The sequence below is a fragment of the Acetobacter aceti genome, assembly GCF_002005445.1.
Classification (GTDB): Bacteria; Pseudomonadota; Alphaproteobacteria; order Acetobacterales; family Acetobacteraceae; genus Acetobacter; species Acetobacter aceti_B.
Window position 1 is genome coordinate 1120881 of sequence record NZ_CP014692.1, and the last position, 19401, is coordinate 1140281.

Sequence of the window (19401 nt, forward strand, 5' to 3'; positions counted from 1 at the left end):
TTTTTTCTTACATTGAATGCAGGTGAGGCCGGATCAGAAGTGGCTCCAGCCCTGACGGCGCAAGGGGAAGGCTGAGCCATCATGGCGCAGGACCTGCACACCAGTCTGGCCGCTCACAAATTGCCCGATCCGTGTGACGGTGATATTCCGCTCTTCACACCGGGCCAGCAGGAAACCCGTCTGATTATCCGGGACGGCCAGCAGCAGCTCATAATCATCACCGCCCGTCAGGCAGACAGCGAGTCCTTCATCGTCCGTGACAACGGCTTCAGCCGCATCGGATAACGGCACGCTGCCGACGTCGAGCCGCACAGCAAGCCCGCTTTCCCGAGCGAGATGTCCGATGTCCTGCACCAGCCCGTCCGACACATCCATGGCGGCGTGTGCGATGCCGGACAGAGCCAGCCCCAGTCGAGGGCAGGGCAGGCGATAGCGTTCCGCAAGCCAGCCAGTGGGGTCAGCAATCTTGCCCTGAAGCGCCAGAAGACCGAGCGCGCCGTCACCGATCGTCCCGGTAACCCAGAGTCCATCGCCTTCCTGCGCGCCGTTCCGTCGCAGGGCGTGGCCGGGAGACACGTCGCCAAGAATGGTGAGAGAGAGGACGAGCGGGCCGCGCGTGGATGTCGTGTCTCCACCAAGAAGAGAAACGCCGAACAGCGCCTGATCTTCGGCCAGTCCGTCCGAAAAGGCTTCAAACCAGGCATCGTTGTATCGACTGTCAGCCTTGGGGCAGGCGAGCGTCAGCAGCCATCCGAAAGGACGGGCCCCCATAGCCGCCATATCGGAAAGGTTGGCGCGCAGCAGTTTGCGGCCAATGGTTTGCGGTGGATCATTGGGAAGAAAATGCACGCCCTCGACCATGGCGTCGGCGGCGATAACCAGCTCCCTGCCGGGAGGAGGCGTGAAAACAGCGGCGTCGTCCGTAAGGTCAAGCGCTTCTTTTCCGGCAAGCCGACGAAAGTGACGGCGAATGAATGAAAATTCGTCTGGCAGCGCTTGGAAATGGTCGCCTGTGGACGGTGTGGTGTCAGGTCTGTCCGTCATGGGAATGGTCCAGTCCTCCGGACGTTTCCGTCAGGGAATGGTCCTCAGGATCATTCTCCAGCAGCTCTTCCGAAGATTCAGGCGTATCATCGAGCGAGGCATTTGGGGCCGCGGCATGACGTTTGGCGACAGCGTCCAGCACCCCGTTCACGAGTTTTGGCTCGTCACCGGAGAAAAAGCCGTGCGCGACATCCAGATACTCGTTGATGATGACGCTCACCGGCGGCGCGTCTTTTTCTTCCATTTCACAGATAGCGACAGCAAACAGGGCCCGCAGTACGGGATCGAGGCGATTGACCGGCCATGTTGGCGGCAGAACTTCCGCCAGCAGCTCATGGACGTGGGCCGTGCCAGTGTCCGCCTGCCGGGTCAGCCGGGTGAAAAGCGTCACATCGGCTTCTGGAATGAAGCCATCGTCGAAGGTTTCCCCGGCGAGCGTCGTGCCCAGACGGTGCTGTACGAACTGGATGATCACCCTGTCCGCCGTGTCACTGCCCTGTTCGATCTGAAAGACGGCCTGAACGGCGGCGACACGGGCGGCGGTGCGCGGACGCATGGCCGGGCTCAGTCGGTCGTCTGAATGGGCCATGATCGTGCCTCCTGCCAAATGGTTATCCAAGGGGGCGCTAAATGACGCCTTTGAGGCGCAAGGTCCAGCCCTTCGGAGCATTCATACCCTATTTAGTCGTCTGCTTGCGTTTGTCATCGATACTGGTGAGAATCTCCGAGAAGTCTTTTGTCTCCCGGAAGTCCCGGTATACGCTGGCAAAACGGACATAACCGACCGCATCAATCGCGTGCAGGGATTCCATGGCGAGCTCTCCCACCCGTGTGGTCGAGATTTCACTTTCGCCGGAGGCTTCCAGTCGTCTGACGATCCCGCTGACCATCTGTTCGATCTGTTCTTCCGAGACCGGACGCTTGCGGAGCGCAATCCTGATGGAGCGGGAGAGTTTTTCCCGATCGAACAGGGCCCGGCGGCCATCAGCTTTTACAACAATCAGTTCACGAAGCTGGACACGTTCGACGGTTGTGAAACGTTGTCCGCAGGTCGCGCAGGCGCGCCGGCGACGGATGGACGTTCCGTCTTCCGCCGGACGGCTGTCCTTAACCTGTGTCTCGGCTTCACTACAGAAAGGGCACCGCATCGTCTTCTGTTCCTGGTCTCATGCACATCAAGGCCCAATAATAGCCTGCCGGTCTCGGGGTTCATGGCGCCTGTGTCCAGTGAACAGGAACTGTGTTCCATAATTCAATGGTATAGCTTCAAATCACCCGGGAGTCCCGCCCGCAACCCGGGTAAGTTTTCGTAGAACCCAGGAGGACTGACGGGAACAGGGAACAGAATGAGCGGGCAGGCGAAAAGGAGTTGGGTGTGGGAAAGCTGTATCTTTCTTGGAAAAGCACCAAAGTGAGAGGAAGAGGTGCTGGTTTTCGAGCTTGTCTGGCGGGCGCTCTCGGTCTTTCCGCACTTTTATGCGCTTCCGTGGGGTACGCGGATTCATCAGGGCTTCCTCACGAAGAGGAAATGGATACTGAAACCGGCAAGTCGAAATTCGTCTCGGCTGACGTGCCGGGTCAGGAACATGCTGCTGATGATGTAACGATAAAGAACGCCTGGATGCAGCATGTCGGGCGGAACCAGCAACATGTCGCCGCTTATTTCCAGATAGAGAACGAAACCGGCACATCCTATCTGATCGACGGGATTTCTTCTCCGTCCTGTTCAGCGATGTTCGGATATCATTCAGATCTGGAAGTCGGCACTCTGACCCGGCAGCTCTTCACGCATCTGACAGTACCCGAAAAACAGATGCTGGTCTTTCCGCCCGGTGGCTATCACCTTGTCTGTACAGTGGCGGACGGCAAGACGATTGAGCAGGGAATGCAGATTCCGGTGCAGTTTCACTTCCTCGGCGGTTCCAGTAAGACTGTCAGTTTCGACGTGCGTGGCGCGAAACCTTATCGAGTGAGCGCTTCTCCCGAAGGAAAATTAAAGTAACAATACCAAAGCTGACAGGATGAAGTCTGACTGACATCTCCTGTCAGCTTGCCGCCTTATCCGTGGCTGAGGAACAGCCTGGACGCGTTCTCGGAGTTTTTTAACTGTGTTTTCTTGCTCTTGTAGGCAGCGTCGAGTGCTTTTTTGCGCGTGTTCACCCCGTCCTTGTAGCTGCTGATCTTGTTGTTCACATTGTTCTCGGCAGTGTTTGCCCGGTCGCTCAGGGCTGTACCGCGCTCGCTGATGTTGTTTTCGTAGCTATTGACCTTGTCGACCATGTTGCTACGGGCGCTATTGGTCCTGTCCGTCAGGGCTTTCTCACGATCAGAGATGTTCCGAGTGTAGGAACTTGCACGGTTTTCCAGATTGGACTTTGTGTTTGTCACGCTCTGATCGACAGTATTCCGTCCGGCCTGGGTTATGCCGGAGAGAAGAGAAGAACCAAACGACTGCTGGGCTGCCGGGGCCGCGCTCTGTGCGTGGATGTCTTTCGCTGCAATGGCGAGAGAGAGAACGGCAAAACCTGCAAAAGCTATGCGCTTCATCGTAAATTCCTGATATTGTTGCCTGAGAGCTTTTATATTTTTTCCGTTCTCTGAATGAGGCGGGAATGTTACGCAATGTAATAAAATGGATGATATTCAGGCCATAACCGGCCTCAGCCTGACTGACCAGACTGGAGCAAGGCCAGATCGGGAGAGTTCTCACGGAGGAGCGCAAGTATTTCAGTGGCGGCCGCATCGGCGGGCGTCTCTGCCTCCGGAGCATGCAGGCCCGTGAGAAGGCTTGAAAAACCTTCTTTCTGCCGGGCCTGAAGTGCTGGATCAGTCATGAGCTGTACAACGGTATCAGCCAGTTTATCTGCCCGGGAGTCTTCCTGCAGCAACTCCGGCACAAGCGCCCGGTTTGCCAGAAGATTGACCATGGCGACGAAAGGCACGCGGATGAGGCGGCGTGCGATGGCCGCCGTGAGCGGGTTGACGCGATAGGTCACCGCCATGGGAACGCCCGCCAGAGCCAGTTCCAGCGTCGATGTGCCTGATTTCGTCAGCGCCGCGCTGGCCGCTGCGAAAGCATCATGTTTTTCGGTAATGTCCGTTACGATCAGAGGTTGTACAGCCCAGAGAGCGGTCGCTTTTCTGACGGTGTCCGCCACGACGGGAGAAGCGGGAATGACCGGGACAATACCCGGCATCCGGTTTTTAAGAAGAACCAGCATGGCGCCGAAAACGGGCAGGAGGCGTGGAGCCTCCGATCGTCGGCTGCCAGGCATCAGGATCAGAACAGGCGCTGCGGCATCAAGGCCATGCTGCGCACGGAATCGCTGGGCATCCCCGGTATCAGCTTCCGACTGCAACACCGGATGACCGACGAAATGGGCATCCAGCCCATGCTTTTGAAAAAAGGTTTCCTCAAAGGGAAGCAGGACCAGCAGCTTTTCCCACAGGCCGGGAAATTTTTTCACACGGTGTTCCCGCCATGCCCAGACCTGAGGCGCGACATACTGGACACGCGGAATACGCAGAGGGGCGATCCGTCGCAGAAGGCGGAGCGAAAAACCGGGACTGTCTATGGTCACAACCAGATCGGGCTGGAGCGCCTCGATATTGGCGACAGCTTCGTCAAGGCGGCGGGAGAGAGCCCTGATACGGGGCAGGATCTCCACCAGTCCCATGACGGCCAGATCTTTCATGGGAAAAAGGCTGACCAGCCCGGCCTCGGTCATGCGTACGCCTCCCACCCCCGCAAAACGGAGACCGGAATTCTGTTTGCGCAGGGCGGTCATCAGGCGTGAACCCAGCACGTCTCCACTGGCTTCTCCTGCGAGAAGCCAGATCAGGGGGGCATCGGTCATGAAGAGGCTGCTCGCGAAATGTAATCAGGAACAGCGCTGGCTGATGAAGCTTTTCTTGGCGGGGCCGACAACAGTGAACCGAAGACGTTCGGCTGCGGCCGACAGACGTACGCCCCGGCTTTTCACGCTGAGATGAAGTTCGGTCTCGCGGTGATTCTGAAGCACCATTGTTCCGGTTCCGCTGCCAGCGGCCGCTTCGGCATTGACAGCCCAGAACGTGCTGTCGAAATCCTCGATATTGGCCAGACCGTTGACAGAGCCCTGCACGCAGGCATTGGAGTAGCCGATGGCGGGCGCGCCGCCGCCTGCAACATGGATATCGTAATCGACGCCTTTGAAATGCAGTACGCCGCTGCCCCATGTATAGCCGGGTCCGAGATTGGCCTGTGTAATACGGAACACGATCTGGTCTTCACTACCGGCAGTCGGGGCGACCGTACCCGTGGTTTCGACAGCTGCCGATGCAGCCAGCGCCACTTTTTCCGGGACGACAGCAAAGCCGGTCACAGTGATCATCATGGTCGCGGCCAGAAATTGTCGGGTCAAGGTCGCACTCCTTATTAGGCGTTTCCCACAGACGACAGTCATTTTCAGGCTGACCGACGATAGAAGGCAGAGCCCGTCAAGGCTGCTGTCGCGTGCAGGAATGACCTTTGTTTCATCTCTTCTCATCTCCTGCAAGAATGTTTGTAGAGCGCATAGGTTGCCAAAGAAAGTATTTCACCGTGTTGGTCAGATTCTCTTTGGCAGTAGTATATAACGTCAGGGTTTCGACAGCCGTCTCGGGGAGCTTCCGGCAGCCTTGGCGGCGGGCATGCAGGAAGCTCGGGAAAGCAGGAAATGTCTGTCCCGGGAGAACCGGGTGTTTGTGTGAATTATACGCCGTCCGATGATCCTCCTCTCGACAATCAGCGGAGACAAGGGCAGGAAAATGAGACATCTCAGCCAACGGAGAGCGGTAAATGTCCTGTGCCTATGATTTCAGCCTTCCCGGTCTTGAGGGAGGCGTGGTGGATCTCGGGGCCTGGCGTGGAAAGCCGCTGCTCATCGTCAACACGGCGTCGAAATGCGGTTTTACGCCGCAATATGAAGGTTTGCAGTCGCTCTGGTCGGAGATGGATCACGAACTCATCGTTCTGGGTGTGCCGTCCAATGATTTCGGCCAGCAGGAGCCGGGCAGCGCCTCGGAGATCGCGACATTCTGTGCGCGCAATTACGGCGTGAGCTTTCCGATGACGATCAGATGTCACGTCAAGGGGACCGATGCCACTCCCCTGTTTCGCTGGCTGGCTGATAAAGGTGGATTTTTCGCGCGTCCACGCTGGAATTTCTTCAAATATCTCATCAACAGGGAGGGACAGCTTACAAACTGGTTCTCCAGTATGACTTCGCCCACTTCAGGCCGAATGCATGATGCGGTAAACCGGGTTGTTCTGGGAAGTTAAGGCGCCTGAAACATGGATGCCGGCCTTCATCTGCCACGCCGACGGCATGCAGGGTGGCGCCGTGGCTTGTGCTCGCGGCCTTAGGAAGAGCCGGCGACCATAAATCCGCCATGAGTCCGGACCAGAAAATACAGCTATTTTCCAGCGACGCCGGGGGGCGACGGCATCCCGTGACGGTGATAGAGACCCGCATATGACATCCCGCCCTTTTTTCCCGCATCTGATCGCCCGAAATCCGGCTTTTGCCGGTCACGGGCAGTATTCTGAAGCCCCGAGCGCTATGGCTCCTCATTCCACCGGACAACCATGGGGTGCTCTGGTGCTGAAGGTGACAGGTCTCGGCGGCAACAGGAATGGCTCCGATCTGCGTGTTTCTCCCGGCGACCGGCTTGACGGCGGCGGATATGACGGGAGCGATCGGGGAGGCGGTTCAGGCGGAGAGGGTGGTTCAGGGCCGCCGTCCTGGGGTGGTCCGCCACGCCGACCGCGTTTTCGCATGTGGCGGAGATTTCTGGGAACGACCGTTGCCGTGTTGCTGCTTGGCACCGCGACGGCTGGCGTGGCCGTCTGGTACAAATATGCCGGTCTGGTGTCCGATCTCCCAACCGTGGAGGGGCTGCGATCCTATCAGCCGCCGGTGATGAGCCGCCTTTATTCCGGCGATGACCGGTTGATCGCCGAGCTTGCGGCAGAGCGACGGATTTTTGTGCCGTATTCCGCCATCCCGGACCGCGTGAAGAATGCTTTTCTCGCTGCCGAGGACCAGAAGTTCTGGTCCCATAAAGGCATCGATCCGGTGGCCATTCTGCGCGCCGGTCTGACGGATCTTTCCCGCGGCAAGGGACGACGGCCACTCGGCGCTTCGACCATTACCCAGCAGGTCGCCCGAATCATGCTGCTGGGCTCGAACGCCCTGTCCATGGAACGCAAGGCCAAGGAAGCCCTGCTCGCCCTGCGTGTGGAGCAGGTGCTGCCCAAGGAGAAGATTCTCGAAATCTATCTCAATGAAATCTATCTCGGCGACGGCGCTTACGGCATTGGCGCGGCGTCTCTGGCCTATTTCAACAAGCCGCTCGATCAACTGGATGATTCTGAAGCGGCTTTTCTGGCGGCGCTTCCGAAATCTCCGACCAACTACAATCCTTATCGCTATCCGGATGCAGCGCGTAACCGGCGCAACTGGATTCTGGACCGCATGCAGGAACTCGGCTGGCTCGACGCGCAGTCAGCCCAGGCCGCCCGGCAGGAATCGCTTGCCACGAAAAGCTTTCGCCGTCCCGGACCGGCTCCCGGATCGGAGTGGTTCAGTGAAGAAGTGCGTCGTGAGCTGATCGAGAAATACGGCGTGCAGCAGACCATGCAGGGCGGTCTGGTTGTGCATACAAGCTTTGAGCCTGCCTTGCAGACCTCCGTCACGACAGCGCTGCGGGACGGGCTGATGGCCTATGACCGGTCGCACGGCGGCTGGCGTGGTGCTGTGGGACATCTCGACACCATCACGCGCAGCGCCGCGCAGGATGAGGCCGCATGGAGCGCCGCACTGGCCGCTGCGCCTCATCCAACTGGCATGCTGGATCGCTGGCGACTGGCGGTCGTGCTGGATTCAGGAAATGGCAGTGTCGGCTGGCTTGAGAACGGCGCACCTCACCGTGCGTCGTTGCTGGCGAAGGATCTGGGCTGGATGCGGGTCTATCGGGCTCTGCGTCCCGGCGATCTGCTGATGGTAGAGCCGCAGGCCGAGGGCGGACGCGTCGCAATCCGGCAGATTCCGCGCGTCGAAGGCGCGGTCGTGACGATGGATGTCCACACAGGCCGCGTGCTGGCCATGTCGGGCGGCTGGTCGTTCGAATCTTCCCAGTTCAACCGGGCTTCGCAGGCGATGCGTCAGCCGGGTTCCTCCTTCAAGCCGTTTGTCTATCTGACGGCGATGGAGCAGGGGATTTCCCCTTCCCAGAAGTTTGATGACTCGGCCGTTTCCTACGGAAGCTGGCATCCCAACAACTACGAAAAGGATTTCTGGGGCGCGACGACACTGCACGACGCCCTGCGTGAATCCCGTAATCTCGTGACCATCCGTCTGGCCGCGCATATCGGTATCAAGAGCGTCGCCAGGGTCGCCGAGGATATCGGGCTGGTGCAGAACATGCCGCATGTGCTTCCGGCGGCTCTGGGCGCTGTGGAGACAACGGTGCTGCGGGAAGCCGGCGCGTATGCTTCCATCGCCAATGGCGGACATAAAGTCACGCCGACGCTGATCGATGACGTGCAGGATCGGAACGGTCACGTCCTCTGGCGGCCTGACGGTCTTGTCCTGTCCTCTGTCGCTCAGGCGCAGGCAGCAGCAGAGTCTTCCGGTAACGAACCAAATGCGGTTTTCCCTTCGGCTGAACAGGCGGGCGATCCGTCCGGGCAGCCTGCACAACCGAAGCCTCCCGTTGTAACGGGAGCAGGTCAGACGGATGTGCCTGTGCTTAAGGATACGCGTCCGAGTGTAAGCAGCGAAGCCAGCGCCTTTCAGATCACCACCATGATGCAGGACGTGATCAAACGCGGCACCGGCACACAGGCGGGAACTGGAATCGACAATCCGATCGCGGGCAAGACCGGCACAAGTCAGGATTTCAATGACGCTTGGTTCGCGGGTTATTCCGCCGATCTCGTAACGATCGTCTGGATCGGGTTTGACCAGCCCCAGTCGCTTGGCAAGAATGAGACTGGCGGCACCATTGCGGGTCCGATCTGGAACCGGATCATGAAGGTTGCGCTCGAAGGGCGGCCCAGACTCGATTTCCGGGTGCCGGACGGGGTGACGCTGGTGCGTTATGACACGGGACGTGGCGTGACGGTGGATGCGTTCAAGAACGATCAGGTGCCGGGTGACAGTTCCAGCTTTGCGGCGGGTAGTCCCGGAACGGGCGAGTTGACGGCTGCCGATACGGGTGCGGAAAATCTGCCTGATTCTGAGACTGACATGTCTTCTGGTGGAGCGGTTGCTGGCGGAGGCGCGGCGGCCAGTAGTGGCTCGAATACGGCTGCGCCAGCAGCGCCGGCACAGCAGCAGCCTTCCGGGGGGGATATTGGTATGGGTGGGCTTTACTGAGGCGCAGAAGAAGGTGCTTCTTTTATTGTCCATGTAGAGATATAGTCAGGGTTTTTCACCACTTCTTCCGTCTGGTGAAGACGATATTCTCCCGGTTCCGCAGGATAGATCGAACTGGTATCGGGGGGAAGGTTATAGAAAGATCCTCCTCGTGAGCCTTCGAGGCGGAGTGTGATGCCTTTTTTGGGATCTCACTTCGTCACCACACCAAAAAACTGCTCATCCGAGCTGTCTTCTCCATGCTCACGTGTCAAGCCAACCAGCAGGGTGGTGCCGACAAGATTTTTTGCAAAGACCTCATCCCAGTGGTTCATGCCTTTGATTCCTTTTGGGTCGATTAAAGAGAATGCTGCTATTTTTCCTTTTTTAGCTGAAGGTAAGTTTAATTCTTCCGTTGCCTTCAGTTTTCTTTCCTAGGGATGACATTCGCCGCGCCTGCCTGTATTCAGCGCCGTTCAGATTAACCCCGAAAGACGGAGTCACGGTCGCATGTCCGCCGAGACGGAAGCGCTCAACGAGCAGATCAAGCAGTCGGTTGCGCTGCTGAGGAGGCATCTTTGACTGGGATGTCGCCCAGGGCAGACTTGCCGAACTGAATAACCGGGCTGAAGACCCGGATCTCTGGAACGATGCCGACGCCGCGCAGAAGATGATGCGCGAGCGTACGCTGCTGGCCAACCAGATCGAAGGTGTCCAGAGCCTCGAAAATGAGGTCGAGGATACACTCGAACTCATCAGTATGGCGGAGGATGAGGGCGACGCTGATATGGTCGCCGACGGTATGAAGACGCTCAACCGTCTGGCGGACGAGGCCAAACGGCGGGAGACGGAAAGCCTTCTGTCGGGCGAAGCTGATTCCAACGACTGCTATCTTGAGATCAACGCTGGCGCAGGTGGCACGGAGGCTCAGGATTGGGCCGAGATGCTGTTGCGGATGTACAGCCGCTGGGCTGAGGCGCATGGTTACAAGCTGACCATGATCGAAAGCTCCGAGGGCGAGCAGGCCGGGCTGAAATCGGTGACGATTCAGGTCTCCGGTCCAAACGCCTATGGATGGCTGAAGACGGAAGCCGGCGTGCATCGTCTGGTGCGGATTTCGCCATTCGATGCGGCGGCGCGTCGTCAGACCTCGTTTGCTTCGGTCTGGGTCTTTCCTGTGGTGGATGACACCATTGAGATCGAGATCAACGAGGCCGATCTGAAAGTGGATACGTTCCGCGCCTCCGGTGCGGGTGGGCAGCACGTCAACAAGACGGAATCCGCTATCCGTATCACTCACATTCCGACGGGTATCATCGTGGCGTGTCAGACGGACCGGTCCCAGCATCGTAACCGCGCGACAGCCATGGGGATGCTGAAAGCCCGCATGTATGAGGCTGAACTGCAGAGACGGGAGGCCGCAGCCGCCCAGACCGAGGCAGCCAAGACGGACATCGGCTGGGGGCATCAGATTCGTTCGTACGTTCTCGCACCGTATCAGATGGTGAAAGACCTCCGTACGAACGTTGAAAAGGGCAATCCCGACGCTGTGCTCGATGGCGATCTGGATGACTTCATGGCAGCGTCTCTGGCAGCCCGTGTCGGAGCGACTCGTTCTGAGGCCAGCGCTTCCGCACAATAATAAAGTCTAGCAGATTTCCGACATAAACTTGGAAATCTGCCTCTTTAAATCTTAAAATTAAATTTAGTTTGGCTTTTGCATTATTTGACATTCGAGCCTGCTGGTGCGCCTAAAAATTTTCATAGGCTGCCCGATATCTGTTCGCGCTCTGGATTTTCGTGCGCAACTGGCTGTCTTCTGCGGTTTCTGACGCGATTTTAGTATAATGTATAGGGTCATAATTTTGGTCGGGCCCGGTAAAGTTGCTTATTGCTCCCGGTAAATTCTTTCGATAAATATATCGAAATCGAAACATTTAGGATTCTGTATTGTGCAGGATAAATGCATGGGAAATGATTTGTGTAAGGAGCGGTTCGCCATCTTGACATCTGCTCCCGTCGATTGCCCAATCGCGGCAATGCAGATGCGTCGCAGATGCGTCCCGCTGCTCTTTGCCGGAAGGCAGGGTCAGGTCGGGCTGTTATCTGTTGTCGCAGGAATGCACCAAGGTCGAGCCGTCTGACATCAGACCAGGGAGAGTTTCGAGTATGCTGGACTACGCGCAACAGCGACGTGACCCGACATTAAAGATTGCTGGCGTCTCAGGTGTTGCTGTGGTGTGCGGGATTCTTGGCGTGGTCTATTTTACCTGGAAAGATAAGGTCTCAGTGCCTGTCATACAGCCTCCGCTCAAGGCGACCGTCATTCCGGAGATAAAGCCACCGCCACCGCCACCACCGCCACCGCCGCCACCTCAGATGACTTCGCCGCCACCGCCTTATGTGCCGCCGCCGAAGATCAAGGTGCAGCCTCCGCCACGTCCGGTGGTGCGTCATGTGACACATACACCGCCGCCAAAGGCGATGCCTCCGGCAAAGGTTACGCCGACAACGCCGGTACAGGCTCCAGTCGGTCCGCCGGTTCCGGATCATCTGGCCGGTTCCACGCCGCTTAATCGCGTCGAACTGCATTATCCTGATGAAGCGCAGGATGAAGGCAGGGAAGGCCATGTCACGCTTGTCTGTGACGTGGAAGCGTCAGGGATGACCAATAACTGTACTGTCACGAGTGTAAAAGGTGGTCAGGACTTTGCTGCTGCGGCTCTGCAGTATGTTCGCAAGTCCCGTTACCAGCCAGCTACTGCAAATGGTGTTCCGGTCAAGGAATTCCATCACACTTATACGATTACTTTCAGCCTGAGCGACAACTGACTGTATTTGAAACTATGGTTGCTCGATAATACTATGGTTCTATCAGATGAGGACACTGACTCGATGATCCGACTGCTACGCCGCCTGTCTTACTCCACGCTGGTCATTCCGTCGCTGGCTGTTCTTCTGAGCACAGCGGCTCCTATAGTGGCATTTGCTCAGGATGCTGCGGCTCCTGCGGCATTGGCTCCGGCTCCAGCTCCAGCTCCGGATGCAGCTCCTCCGGCCGCTGCTCCAGCGGCGGAAGCGCCCACGCCCCCCCCCGCGCCGGCAGACGCACCTGCTCCTTCTGAACCGCCCGCAGCGCACGCTGCTCCGTCAGTCGCTGTTGAAAACCCGTATGGTCTGGGCGCCCTTTGGGGTAACGGGGACATCGTGGCGCGCACCGTGCTGGTTATCCTTGTGGTGATGTCGCTTGGCACTTGGTACATCATGATCACCAAGTTTCTGGAACAGGCTAAGCTTTTCGCTGCCAACCGTGACGCTGTTAAGCATTTCTGGACCAAGCCTTCGCTTCAGGATGGCGCATCCTCGCTGAAAGCATCCTCGCCCTTCCGTTATATCGCTGACACCGGCATTGTCGCCGCCGAGCATCATGAAGGCACGATGCAGGAGTCCATCGATCTGACAGACTGGACATCTTCCCAGATCCACCGTGCGGTTGATTCCGTGCAGAGTGATCTGCAGAGCGGTCTGGCCTTCCTCGGCACAGTGGGCTCAACATCTCCGTTCGTGGGTCTGTTCGGAACGGTGTGGGGTATCTATCACGCGCTGACCGCCATTGGCATCGCGGGACAGGCTTCCATCGACAAGGTCGCGGGTCCAGTTGGTGAATCCCTGATCATGACGGCAATCGGCCTTGGAACCGCTGTCCCTGCCGTGCTTGGCTACAACCTGCTTGTCCGCCGTAACAAGACAGCCATGGAGCGCATCCGTAACTTCGCTGCAGATCTTCAGTCCATCATGATCGGTGGCTTCCGTCATGGTACCGTCCGCCCAGGCAAGGGCTCTTCCACTCCTGTCCAGGGCGCCTGATCATGGGGATGTCTGTAGGCGGAGGAGACGACGAGGACACCGTCCTCTCGGATATCAACACGACACCTCTTGTAGATGTCATGCTTGTTCTCCTCATCATCTTCCTCATCACCATTCCGGTGGCGACGCATACGGTGAAGGTTGATCTGCCCAAAGACGTCAATCAGCCAAGCAAGATCATGCCGCACAACATCACTCTGGCGGTCACGTCAGATGGTCAGGCCTGGTGGGATCAGACTCCCATCCATGATCATGCGGACCTTATGGCGAGGCTGGAAAAGGTTGCGGCACAGCAGCCGCAGCCGCAGGTGATGATCCGTGGCGATGCCTCCGCGCGCTATGAAGCTGTCGGCAAGCTGGTGGCTGCCTGTCAGGAAGCGGGCGTGATGCGGGTCGACTTCGTCATCGAGGCGCCTCATAACTGAGGCGTCCATTGAAGCTATACGCTCGTGTCAGGTGAGAGTATCGTTTGTTACCAATAACTGCATCGCACTCTACAATTTTTGTGCGATGCAGGGTTCAGCTGAGAGAGTGATTCTTCCATGGGTATGAATCTGGGTTCCGGGGGCGACGAAGACGAGGGTATCGTCGATATCAACACCACGCCATTGATCGACGTGATGCTGGTGCTCCTGATCATGCTGATCATCACGATTCCGCTTCAGACGCAGTCGGTTTCGATGAATCTGCCGCAGGGAGATCCGCCACCGCCGACAGAACAGAATGACAAGGTCATTACTGTCGGCATCGACTTTGATGACTCGGTCACCTGGAACGGTATCCCTGTTGCCAACGAAAATGACCTTGTCGCATTGTTCCAGTCAGCGGCTGCTGAGCCGGAACAGGCGGAAATGCATATTCACCCGAACCGTCTGGCCGATTACAAGACCGTAGCACACGTTCTTGCTGACGCTCAGCGGCTGGGTATCAAGAAGCTCGGCATCGTCGGGCAGGATCAGTTCATGGAGGGGCAGTGAGGTCATGACTTTGCGGTTCATTCGTCTGTCATTCGCAATTCGTGTCCTCTGTCTTGCTCCTCTCTGTCTGACGGCGGCTTCGGCGGCTTATGCCGAGGATAATCTGAATCCGGCTGTCGCAAAGTCTCTTGAGGCAGCAGGAAATGCCCTTTCCGCGCATAATTATACCGAGGCCATGCAGTGTGTCACGACTGCTGACGGCGTGTCGGGCAAGACAGACTATGACTCCTATGTGATCGAGCAGATGCGTGGCGCGATTGCGGCGCAGTCTGGAGATCGTGCGGTGATGCAGTCGTCTTACGACAAGCTGATTGCATCTTCCCGAACGCCACGTGACACCAAGGCGCAACTGCTTCAGGCTGAAGCAACGGTTGCCTACACAGCAAAAGACTATGCCGCCGCTGCTGTCGGGTTTGAACGGTATCTGAAGCAGATCGGGCCGAATGCGGATATCGAAAAATATCTCATTCAGGCTTATTATCTCCAGAAGGATTATGCCAACGCTGCACGTGTGCAGAAAAAGCTGATTGATGAGACACTGCAGGCGAAGAAGCTGCCATCCGAAAATGAGCTGCTCATGCTGGCGTCCTGCCAGACGCAGCTCAAGGATGCTGCAGGTCAGATGCATACATACACACTGCTGGCCACATATTATCCCAAACCCGATTACTGGGCTCAGTTGCTTCACAGTCTGGTAGTTAACGATCGCCTGCCATCGGCGCTTCAGCTGGATGTGTATCGTATTCGTCTTGCCGCCGGAAATCTGAAGCTGGCTTCTGATTTTATTGATGCTGCTGAGGTCGCAACCCAGGTAGGCCTGCCAAAGGTGGGTCTGGTGTTCCTGTCTCAGGGCAACGCGCTTGGCGTTCTGGGAAAAGGTCCCGGTGCTGATCGCGAAGTGAAGCTTCGTAACTTCATCAATGCAGCGGCGGACAGGAAGCAGGCATCGATCGCGGCGGACGAGGCTTCTGCCTTGAAAGCAAAGAGCGGTGGTCAGCTTTTGCTGGTGGGTTATAATTACGTTTCATTTGGTCAGGCGGATAAGGGGCTCTCCCTTATGAAGCAGGCGATTGAAAAAGGCGTCACTGATAGCGATATCGCGCATCTGCGGCTTGGCGAAGCCCAGATGGATGCTGGTCACACGGCGGATGCCATAGCCACTTTCCAGACGGTTGGAGGAGACGGTGCTGCACACGACATTGCCGAGCTCTGGATACTGAAACTGAAGGCGGCTCCGGCAAATAAATAAGGACACCAGGTGAGTCGTATTCGCCATATGAGACGGCGAATACGACAGGTGTTTCCTTTTCATCGTCGTGGTGATGCATCCTCTACATGAGAGTGTATTTTGATTGCGGGAGTAAAATCCTGTTCCAGACTATCCATCCCTAAAATCCATTCAGTTTCACAATGATTATTGTGGAAACGGCTATTTTGGGGGCGCAGGTGCTTTTGCGGGCATGCCGAATGGGTGTTTCTGAATGGATCGTATTCTGGGAAACCGTGAATGATCCCTGCTGGTTCGGCGAATAGCCGCGCAGACATTCCATAAGACTGCTTCCAGTGTCATGATGCCATCGGTCCCAGCGATGGGGACAGATCAGACAGGAAGCACTCAATGCCCGGACCGATGGACGTTCTGCAAAAGGTCGATGACAATCTGGAACTAGGACTGGAGCGTCTTTTCGCGTTCCTGCGTATTCCCAGCATCTCGACACAGGCGTCTCATGCGAAAGACTGCCGTCTCGCTGCTGAATGGCTGAAGGCGGAGTTGTCCTCATTGAATTTTGCGACCGTCATCCATGAGACGCCGGGTCATCCGATTGTCGTGGCCCGACGTGAAGGACCGGCAGGTGCGCCGCACGTTCTGTTTTATGGACATTATGATGTTCAGCCGGTTGATCCGCTCTCGCTGTGGAACAGCGATCCTTTCGATCCGCAGCTTGTGTCCAATCCGGATGGCGCGAAAGAGATAAGGGCGCGTGGAGCGGCGGATGATAAGGGGCAGGTGATGACCTTTATCGAGGCTTGCCGGGCTCTCATTGAAAGCGATGGCGAACTCCCTGTCGGCGTGACGGTCGTGATTGAAGGTGAGGAAGAGTCTGGTGGAGAAAATCTCCTGCCTTTTCTCAAGGCGCACAGTGACGAACTGAAAGCAGATCTCGCCCTGATCTGTGATACGGGCATGCTGGATGCAAAAACACCCGCCATTACAACGATGTTACGTGGAATGGTCGGAGAGGAAGTCACGATTGTCGGCGCGGACCGTGACCTGCATTCGGGCATGTTCGGTAACGCGGCCCGAAATCCGATTCAGGTGCTTTGCGATATCATTTCCGATCTCCGCGATGGCGCGACAGGCCGTGTCACTCTGGCCGGATTTTACGATGGTGTGCCCGACCTCCCTGATAGTGTGCGCGCCCAGTGGCGCGAGATCGGTCCGACGGATAGGGACAGTCTCGGCGCCGTAGGGCTTCGCTGGGCCGCCGGGGAGCAGGGGTATTCCGCACTGGAACAGACATGGTCGCGACCAAGCTGTGAAATCAACGGGATTTCGGGAGGCTACGAAGAGGACGGTTTCAAGACAGTCCTGCCATCTCGCGCCGTGGCCAAGATCTCTTTCCGGCTTGTTGGCGAGCAGAACCCTGAATCTGTCCGCGCCAGTTTTCGGGAACACGTCAGAGCGAGAGTGCCTTCCGACTGCACGGTCGAATTCAGGCCGTACGGAGGTTCCCGCGCCAGCGTGGTTCCCGCCGATATGCCGCAGCTTGCCAGCGCGTTGGCAGCGCTGACCGAGGAATGGGGAACGCAGGCTACTGTCATCGGCTGCGGCGGCTCCATCCCGGTGGTGGGCGAAGTCAAGGAAGCGCTGGGCCTCGACACGCTCCTCATCGGTTTCGGTCTGGATGATGACCGCATCCACTCTCCGAATGAGAAATACAGTCTGACATCCTTTCATAAAGGCGCCCGGTCATGGGTGCGTGTTCTGAAGGCGTTGGCGCAATGACAGGCTTGCCGCTCGCTCTTACGATGGGCGATCCTGCCGGTATTGGTCCTGAGATCACCGCTGGCGCATGGGACATCTTGCGCGGAAATGGGACAGCTTTTGCGTGGCTCGGTGATCCTGACTGTCTGCCGCCTGCTCTGCCAGTGAAAAAAATAGAAACTATTGGGGAAGCACCATCTGTTTTCAGGGATGCGCTTCCTGTTCTCCCGCTCAGGCTGTCAGCGCCTGTCAAAACCGGAGAGCCTGATCCGATCAATGGTCAGGCCGTGATCGACAGTATCGCCCAGGCCGTTGGACTTGCGAAAGCGGGTGTGGCGGGCGGCGTTGTGACCAATCCCATCAGCAAGGCCGTGTTGCGTCGTGCGGGCTTTCCGCATCCCGGTCACACGGAGTTTCTTGCCGAACTCTGCCATGTTCCTGGACGGGAAGTCATGATGCTGGCAAGCCCCATGCTGCGCGTGGTGCCGGTGACGATCCATGTCTCCCTGCGAGAGGCGCTTGATACGCTCACCGGAGACATGATTGTCGAGGCTGGTTTGACAACAGCCTATTCTTTGAAAAGGGATTTTGGAATTGCCCGGCCACGTCTTGCGGTCGCGGGACTTAACCCGCACGCGGGAGAGGACGGGATGATGGGCCGGGAAGAAATCGACATGATCATCCCGGCGATCGAACGTCTGCGTGCGGAAGGAGTGGATGTCGTCGGACCGATGCCTCCGGATACGATGTTCACCGACACCGCGCGTCAGAAATATGACGCAGCACTCTGTATGTATCACGATCAGGCATTGATCCCCATCAAGACCCTCGATATGGCGCATGGTGTGAATGTCACGCTCGGGCTGCCCGTTGTCCGTACATCCCCGGACCACGGCACAGCGTTCGATATCGCGGGAAAAGGCATTGCGGCGGCCACCAGTCTTGTTGCGGCGCTGCGTCTCGCTCATGTCTTGTCTGAAAATCGTCTGAATTATAAAGAAGGATTGCTTTCATGATCCAGCGTCAGCGTCTTGGTGTGAATATTGATCACGTCGCCACGATCCGTAATGCACGTGGGGGCACGCACCCTGACCCGGTGGAAGCGGCGTTGCTCGCCGTCAAGGCAGGTGCTGATGGTATCACCGCCCATCTCCGCGAAGACAGGCGACATATTCGTGATGAGGATCTGAACCGTCTCCGCACGACCGTGCGAGCGCCTCTTAACATGGAAATGGCGGCGACGCAGGAAATGGTAGCGCTCGCCTGCAAGCTGAAGCCACATGCGAGCTGCATCGTGCCGGAACGGCGGGAGGAAGTGACGACCGAAGGTGGTCTGGATGTTGCTGGCCAGACCGCTGGTCTGGTGCCGATGATCAGAAAACTTCGTGAAAATGGCATCAGGGTTTCTCTGTTTGTTGATCCTGACCCGGAACAGATTGCCGCCTCCGCCGCTGTGGGAGCCGTTGTGGTCGAACTCCATACAGGCGCCTATGCTCATGGCAGGGATGGAGAACTCGCCCGTCTGAAAGTGGCTGCGTCACAGGCGGCGGGGCTGGGGCTGGAAGTGCATGCCGGTCATGGTCTGAGCTTTGGCAATGTCGCGCCGGTGGCCGCCATTCCGGAAATCGTGGAACTGAACATAGGGCATTTTCTGATCGGACAGGCGATCTTCGACGGGCTTCCGGCTGTTGTGCAGGAAATGCGGCGGCTTATGGATGCGGCTCGCGCTGCTCCGGCTGCCTGAGGGCTTTCGATGTTGTGGTGTTGACGCAACAGTCTGTGACACGGCTACACAGATATGATTGACTCGCTGTGACCGCTCTATAAATCATTTCTTTCATGATGGTTCCCATACGGCGCGTACAGGTCGCGTCCGAGGGATGAAAAGGGAACCGGGTGAGGTGGCTGCGTGGCCGCCAAGGCCCGGGCTGCCCCCGCAACTGTAAGCGGTTGGGATAGCTGTCCGGCGTAAAGTCGGCTCACTGGAGCATTTTTCTCCGGGAAGGGAAGGGCTGTCTCTCCAAAAACCGCGAGCCAGGAGACCTGCCATCATACCGGATGTTGTGGACGAGACGTGTCGGACGGGGTGATCTGGCAGGTTGGAACGGTTGTGTGAAACATGACCTCCTTTTGCTCGTGGCAACGC

19 protein-coding genes and 1 riboswitch are annotated in these 19401 nt (G+C 57.6%); of the genes, 12 read left to right on the forward strand and 7 right to left on the reverse strand.

Annotation, left to right across the window (positions count from 1 at the left end; all coding sequences use genetic code 11):
• Positions 1-33 precede the first annotated feature (33 nt).
• The 3 genes from thiL to nrdR all read right to left on the reverse strand — a co-directional run bounded on the left by thiL (position 34) and on the right by nrdR (position 2192).
• The gene (gene thiL, locus A0U92_RS05115) at positions 34-1044 is read right to left on the reverse strand and encodes a thiamine-phosphate kinase (RefSeq protein WP_077812292.1); all 1011 of its coding nucleotides are present in this window, start codon (positions 1042-1044) and stop codon (positions 34-36) included.
• A complete protein-coding gene (gene nusB / locus A0U92_RS05120; RefSeq protein ID WP_077812293.1) occupies positions 1028-1633 on the reverse strand; it encodes a transcription antitermination factor NusB in 606 nt (201 codons plus the stop codon). Before nusB ends, thiL begins: the two co-directional genes overlap by 17 nt.
• Positions 1634-1721: 88 nt before the next feature.
• Entirely contained in the window at positions 1722-2192 is a 471-nt protein-coding gene (gene nrdR / locus A0U92_RS05125; protein ID WP_077812294.1) for a transcriptional regulator NrdR, read from the reverse strand.
• 380 nt (positions 2193-2572) lie between these two features.
• On the opposite strand from nrdR, the gene A0U92_RS05130 reads away from it, so the two are divergent.
• On the forward strand, positions 2573-3046 hold the full coding sequence (locus A0U92_RS05130) for a copper chaperone PCu(A)C (protein ID WP_236748278.1): 474 nt from the start codon (positions 2573-2575) through the stop codon (positions 3044-3046).
• A gap of 56 nt (positions 3047-3102) precedes the next feature.
• On the opposite strand, the gene A0U92_RS05135 is transcribed toward A0U92_RS05130, so the two are convergent.
• The 3 genes from A0U92_RS05135 to A0U92_RS05145 form a co-directional block, all read right to left on the reverse strand.
• Entirely contained in the window at positions 3103-3591 is a 489-nt protein-coding gene (locus A0U92_RS05135) for a hypothetical protein (protein WP_077812295.1), read from the reverse strand.
• A gap of 113 nt (positions 3592-3704) precedes the next feature.
• Positions 3705-4901 (reverse strand): lipid-A-disaccharide synthase, encoded by a 1197-nt coding sequence (lpxB, locus tag A0U92_RS05140; RefSeq protein ID WP_077812296.1) that lies wholly within the window; start codon positions 4899-4901, stop codon positions 3705-3707.
• Between the two features lie 24 nt (positions 4902-4925).
• Positions 4926-5447 carry a hypothetical protein gene (locus A0U92_RS05145; RefSeq protein ID WP_077812297.1) on the reverse strand — a complete coding sequence of 174 codons (522 nt, stop codon included), beginning with the start codon at positions 5445-5447 and terminating at the stop codon, positions 4926-4928.
• Positions 5448-5863: 416 nt separating this feature from the next.
• Here A0U92_RS05145 and A0U92_RS05150 point away from each other — a divergent pair, with 416 nt between their 5' ends.
• The gene (locus A0U92_RS05150; RefSeq protein WP_077812298.1) at positions 5864-6346 is read left to right on the forward strand and encodes a glutathione peroxidase; all 483 of its coding nucleotides are present in this window, start codon (positions 5864-5866) and stop codon (positions 6344-6346) included.
• A 193-nt stretch (positions 6347-6539) separates the two neighbouring features.
• Positions 6540-9446, forward strand: a complete 2907-nt coding sequence (locus A0U92_RS05155; RefSeq protein ID WP_236748279.1) for a penicillin-binding protein 1A — start codon at positions 6540-6542, stop codon at positions 9444-9446.
• Between the two features lie 191 nt (positions 9447-9637).
• Here the strand turns inward: A0U92_RS05155 and A0U92_RS18425 are convergent, their stop codons facing one another.
• Positions 9638-9760, reverse strand: a complete 123-nt coding sequence (locus tag A0U92_RS18425; protein ID WP_257788158.1) for a hypothetical protein — start codon at positions 9758-9760, stop codon at positions 9638-9640.
• A 175-nt stretch (positions 9761-9935) separates the two neighbouring features.
• Here A0U92_RS18425 and prfB point away from each other — a divergent pair.
• The 9 genes from prfB to A0U92_RS05200 all read left to right on the forward strand — a co-directional run bounded on the left by prfB (position 9936) and on the right by A0U92_RS05200 (position 18999).
• Positions 9936-11067, forward strand: a protein-coding gene (gene prfB / locus A0U92_RS05160; RefSeq protein ID WP_149026380.1) for a peptide chain release factor 2 whose coding sequence is annotated in 2 segments (ribosomal slippage) — positions 9936-10004 and positions 10006-11067 — 1131 coding nt in all. Because the reading frame shifts where the segments join, the coding sequence is not laid out codon by codon here.
• Positions 11068-11594: 527 nt separating this feature from the next.
• Positions 11595-12257, forward strand: coding sequence for an energy transducer TonB (locus A0U92_RS05165; RefSeq protein WP_077812300.1), 663 nt, complete (start codon positions 11595-11597; stop codon positions 12255-12257).
• 63 nt (positions 12258-12320) lie between these two features.
• A complete protein-coding gene (locus tag A0U92_RS05170) occupies positions 12321-13292 on the forward strand; it encodes a MotA/TolQ/ExbB proton channel family protein (RefSeq protein ID WP_077812301.1) in 972 nt (323 codons plus the stop codon).
• 2 nt (positions 13293-13294) lie between these two features.
• A complete protein-coding gene (locus A0U92_RS05175; protein WP_077812302.1) occupies positions 13295-13717 on the forward strand; it encodes an ExbD/TolR family protein in 423 nt (140 codons plus the stop codon).
• A gap of 117 nt (positions 13718-13834) precedes the next feature.
• Complete coding sequence (locus A0U92_RS05180; protein WP_077812303.1) at positions 13835-14269, forward strand: ExbD/TolR family protein; 435 nt, start codon at positions 13835-13837, stop codon at positions 14267-14269.
• 4 nt (positions 14270-14273) lie between these two features.
• Positions 14274-15518, forward strand: coding sequence for a tol-pal system YbgF family protein (locus A0U92_RS05185; RefSeq protein WP_077812304.1), 1245 nt, complete (start codon positions 14274-14276; stop codon positions 15516-15518).
• A gap of 369 nt (positions 15519-15887) precedes the next feature.
• Complete coding sequence (locus A0U92_RS05190) at positions 15888-17276, forward strand: dipeptidase (RefSeq protein ID WP_077812305.1); 1389 nt, start codon at positions 15888-15890, stop codon at positions 17274-17276.
• Positions 17273-18271, forward strand: a complete 999-nt coding sequence (pdxA, locus tag A0U92_RS05195) for a 4-hydroxythreonine-4-phosphate dehydrogenase PdxA (protein ID WP_236748280.1) — start codon at positions 17273-17275, stop codon at positions 18269-18271. The genes A0U92_RS05190 and pdxA overlap by 4 nt, the downstream gene beginning before the upstream one ends.
• Positions 18268-18999 carry a pyridoxine 5'-phosphate synthase gene (locus A0U92_RS05200; RefSeq protein ID WP_077812307.1) on the forward strand — a complete coding sequence of 244 codons (732 nt, stop codon included), beginning with the start codon at positions 18268-18270 and terminating at the stop codon, positions 18997-18999. Before pdxA ends, A0U92_RS05200 begins: the two co-directional genes overlap by 4 nt.
• A gap of 82 nt (positions 19000-19081) precedes the next feature.
• Positions 19082-19320: riboswitch (cobalamin riboswitch) on the forward strand.
• Positions 19321-19401 lie beyond the last annotated feature (81 nt).

What these genes read in the sequence shown, in the direction of transcription:
- A0U92_RS05190 (WP_077812305.1), top strand. Translation starts at nt 15,888, where the DNA reads ATGCCCGGACCGATGGACGTTCTGCAAAAGGTCGATGACAATCTGGAA.
- A0U92_RS05170 (WP_077812301.1), top strand. Translation starts at nt 12,321, where the DNA reads ATGATCCGACTGCTACGCCGCCTGTCTTACTCCACGCTGGTCATTCCG.
- pdxA (WP_236748280.1), top strand. Translation starts at nt 17,273, where the DNA reads ATGACAGGCTTGCCGCTCGCTCTTACGATGGGCGATCCTGCCGGTATT.
- thiL (WP_077812292.1), bottom strand. Translation starts at nt 1,044, where the DNA reads ATGACGGACAGACCTGACACCACACCGTCCACAGGCGACCATTTCCAA.
- A0U92_RS05165 (WP_077812300.1), top strand. Translation starts at nt 11,595, where the DNA reads ATGCTGGACTACGCGCAACAGCGACGTGACCCGACATTAAAGATTGCT.
- A0U92_RS05185 (WP_077812304.1), top strand. Translation starts at nt 14,274, where the DNA reads ATGACTTTGCGGTTCATTCGTCTGTCATTCGCAATTCGTGTCCTCTGT.
- A0U92_RS05135 (WP_077812295.1), bottom strand. Translation starts at nt 3,591, where the DNA reads ATGAAGCGCATAGCTTTTGCAGGTTTTGCCGTTCTCTCTCTCGCCATT.
- A0U92_RS18425 (WP_257788158.1), bottom strand. Translation starts at nt 9,760, where the DNA reads ATGAACCACTGGGATGAGGTCTTTGCAAAAAATCTTGTCGGCACCACC.
- nrdR (WP_077812294.1), bottom strand. Translation starts at nt 2,192, where the DNA reads ATGCGGTGCCCTTTCTGTAGTGAAGCCGAGACACAGGTTAAGGACAGC.
- A0U92_RS05155 (WP_236748279.1), top strand. Translation starts at nt 6,540, where the DNA reads ATGACATCCCGCCCTTTTTTCCCGCATCTGATCGCCCGAAATCCGGCT.
- A0U92_RS05200 (WP_077812307.1), top strand. Translation starts at nt 18,268, where the DNA reads ATGATCCAGCGTCAGCGTCTTGGTGTGAATATTGATCACGTCGCCACG.
- A0U92_RS05180 (WP_077812303.1), top strand. Translation starts at nt 13,835, where the DNA reads ATGGGTATGAATCTGGGTTCCGGGGGCGACGAAGACGAGGGTATCGTC.
- A0U92_RS05175 (WP_077812302.1), top strand. Translation starts at nt 13,295, where the DNA reads ATGGGGATGTCTGTAGGCGGAGGAGACGACGAGGACACCGTCCTCTCG.
- nusB (WP_077812293.1), bottom strand. Translation starts at nt 1,633, where the DNA reads ATGGCCCATTCAGACGACCGACTGAGCCCGGCCATGCGTCCGCGCACC.
- A0U92_RS05150 (WP_077812298.1), top strand. Translation starts at nt 5,864, where the DNA reads ATGTCCTGTGCCTATGATTTCAGCCTTCCCGGTCTTGAGGGAGGCGTG.
- lpxB (WP_077812296.1), bottom strand. Translation starts at nt 4,901, where the DNA reads ATGACCGATGCCCCCCTGATCTGGCTTCTCGCAGGAGAAGCCAGTGGA.
- A0U92_RS05130 (WP_236748278.1), top strand. Translation starts at nt 2,573, where the DNA reads ATGGATACTGAAACCGGCAAGTCGAAATTCGTCTCGGCTGACGTGCCG.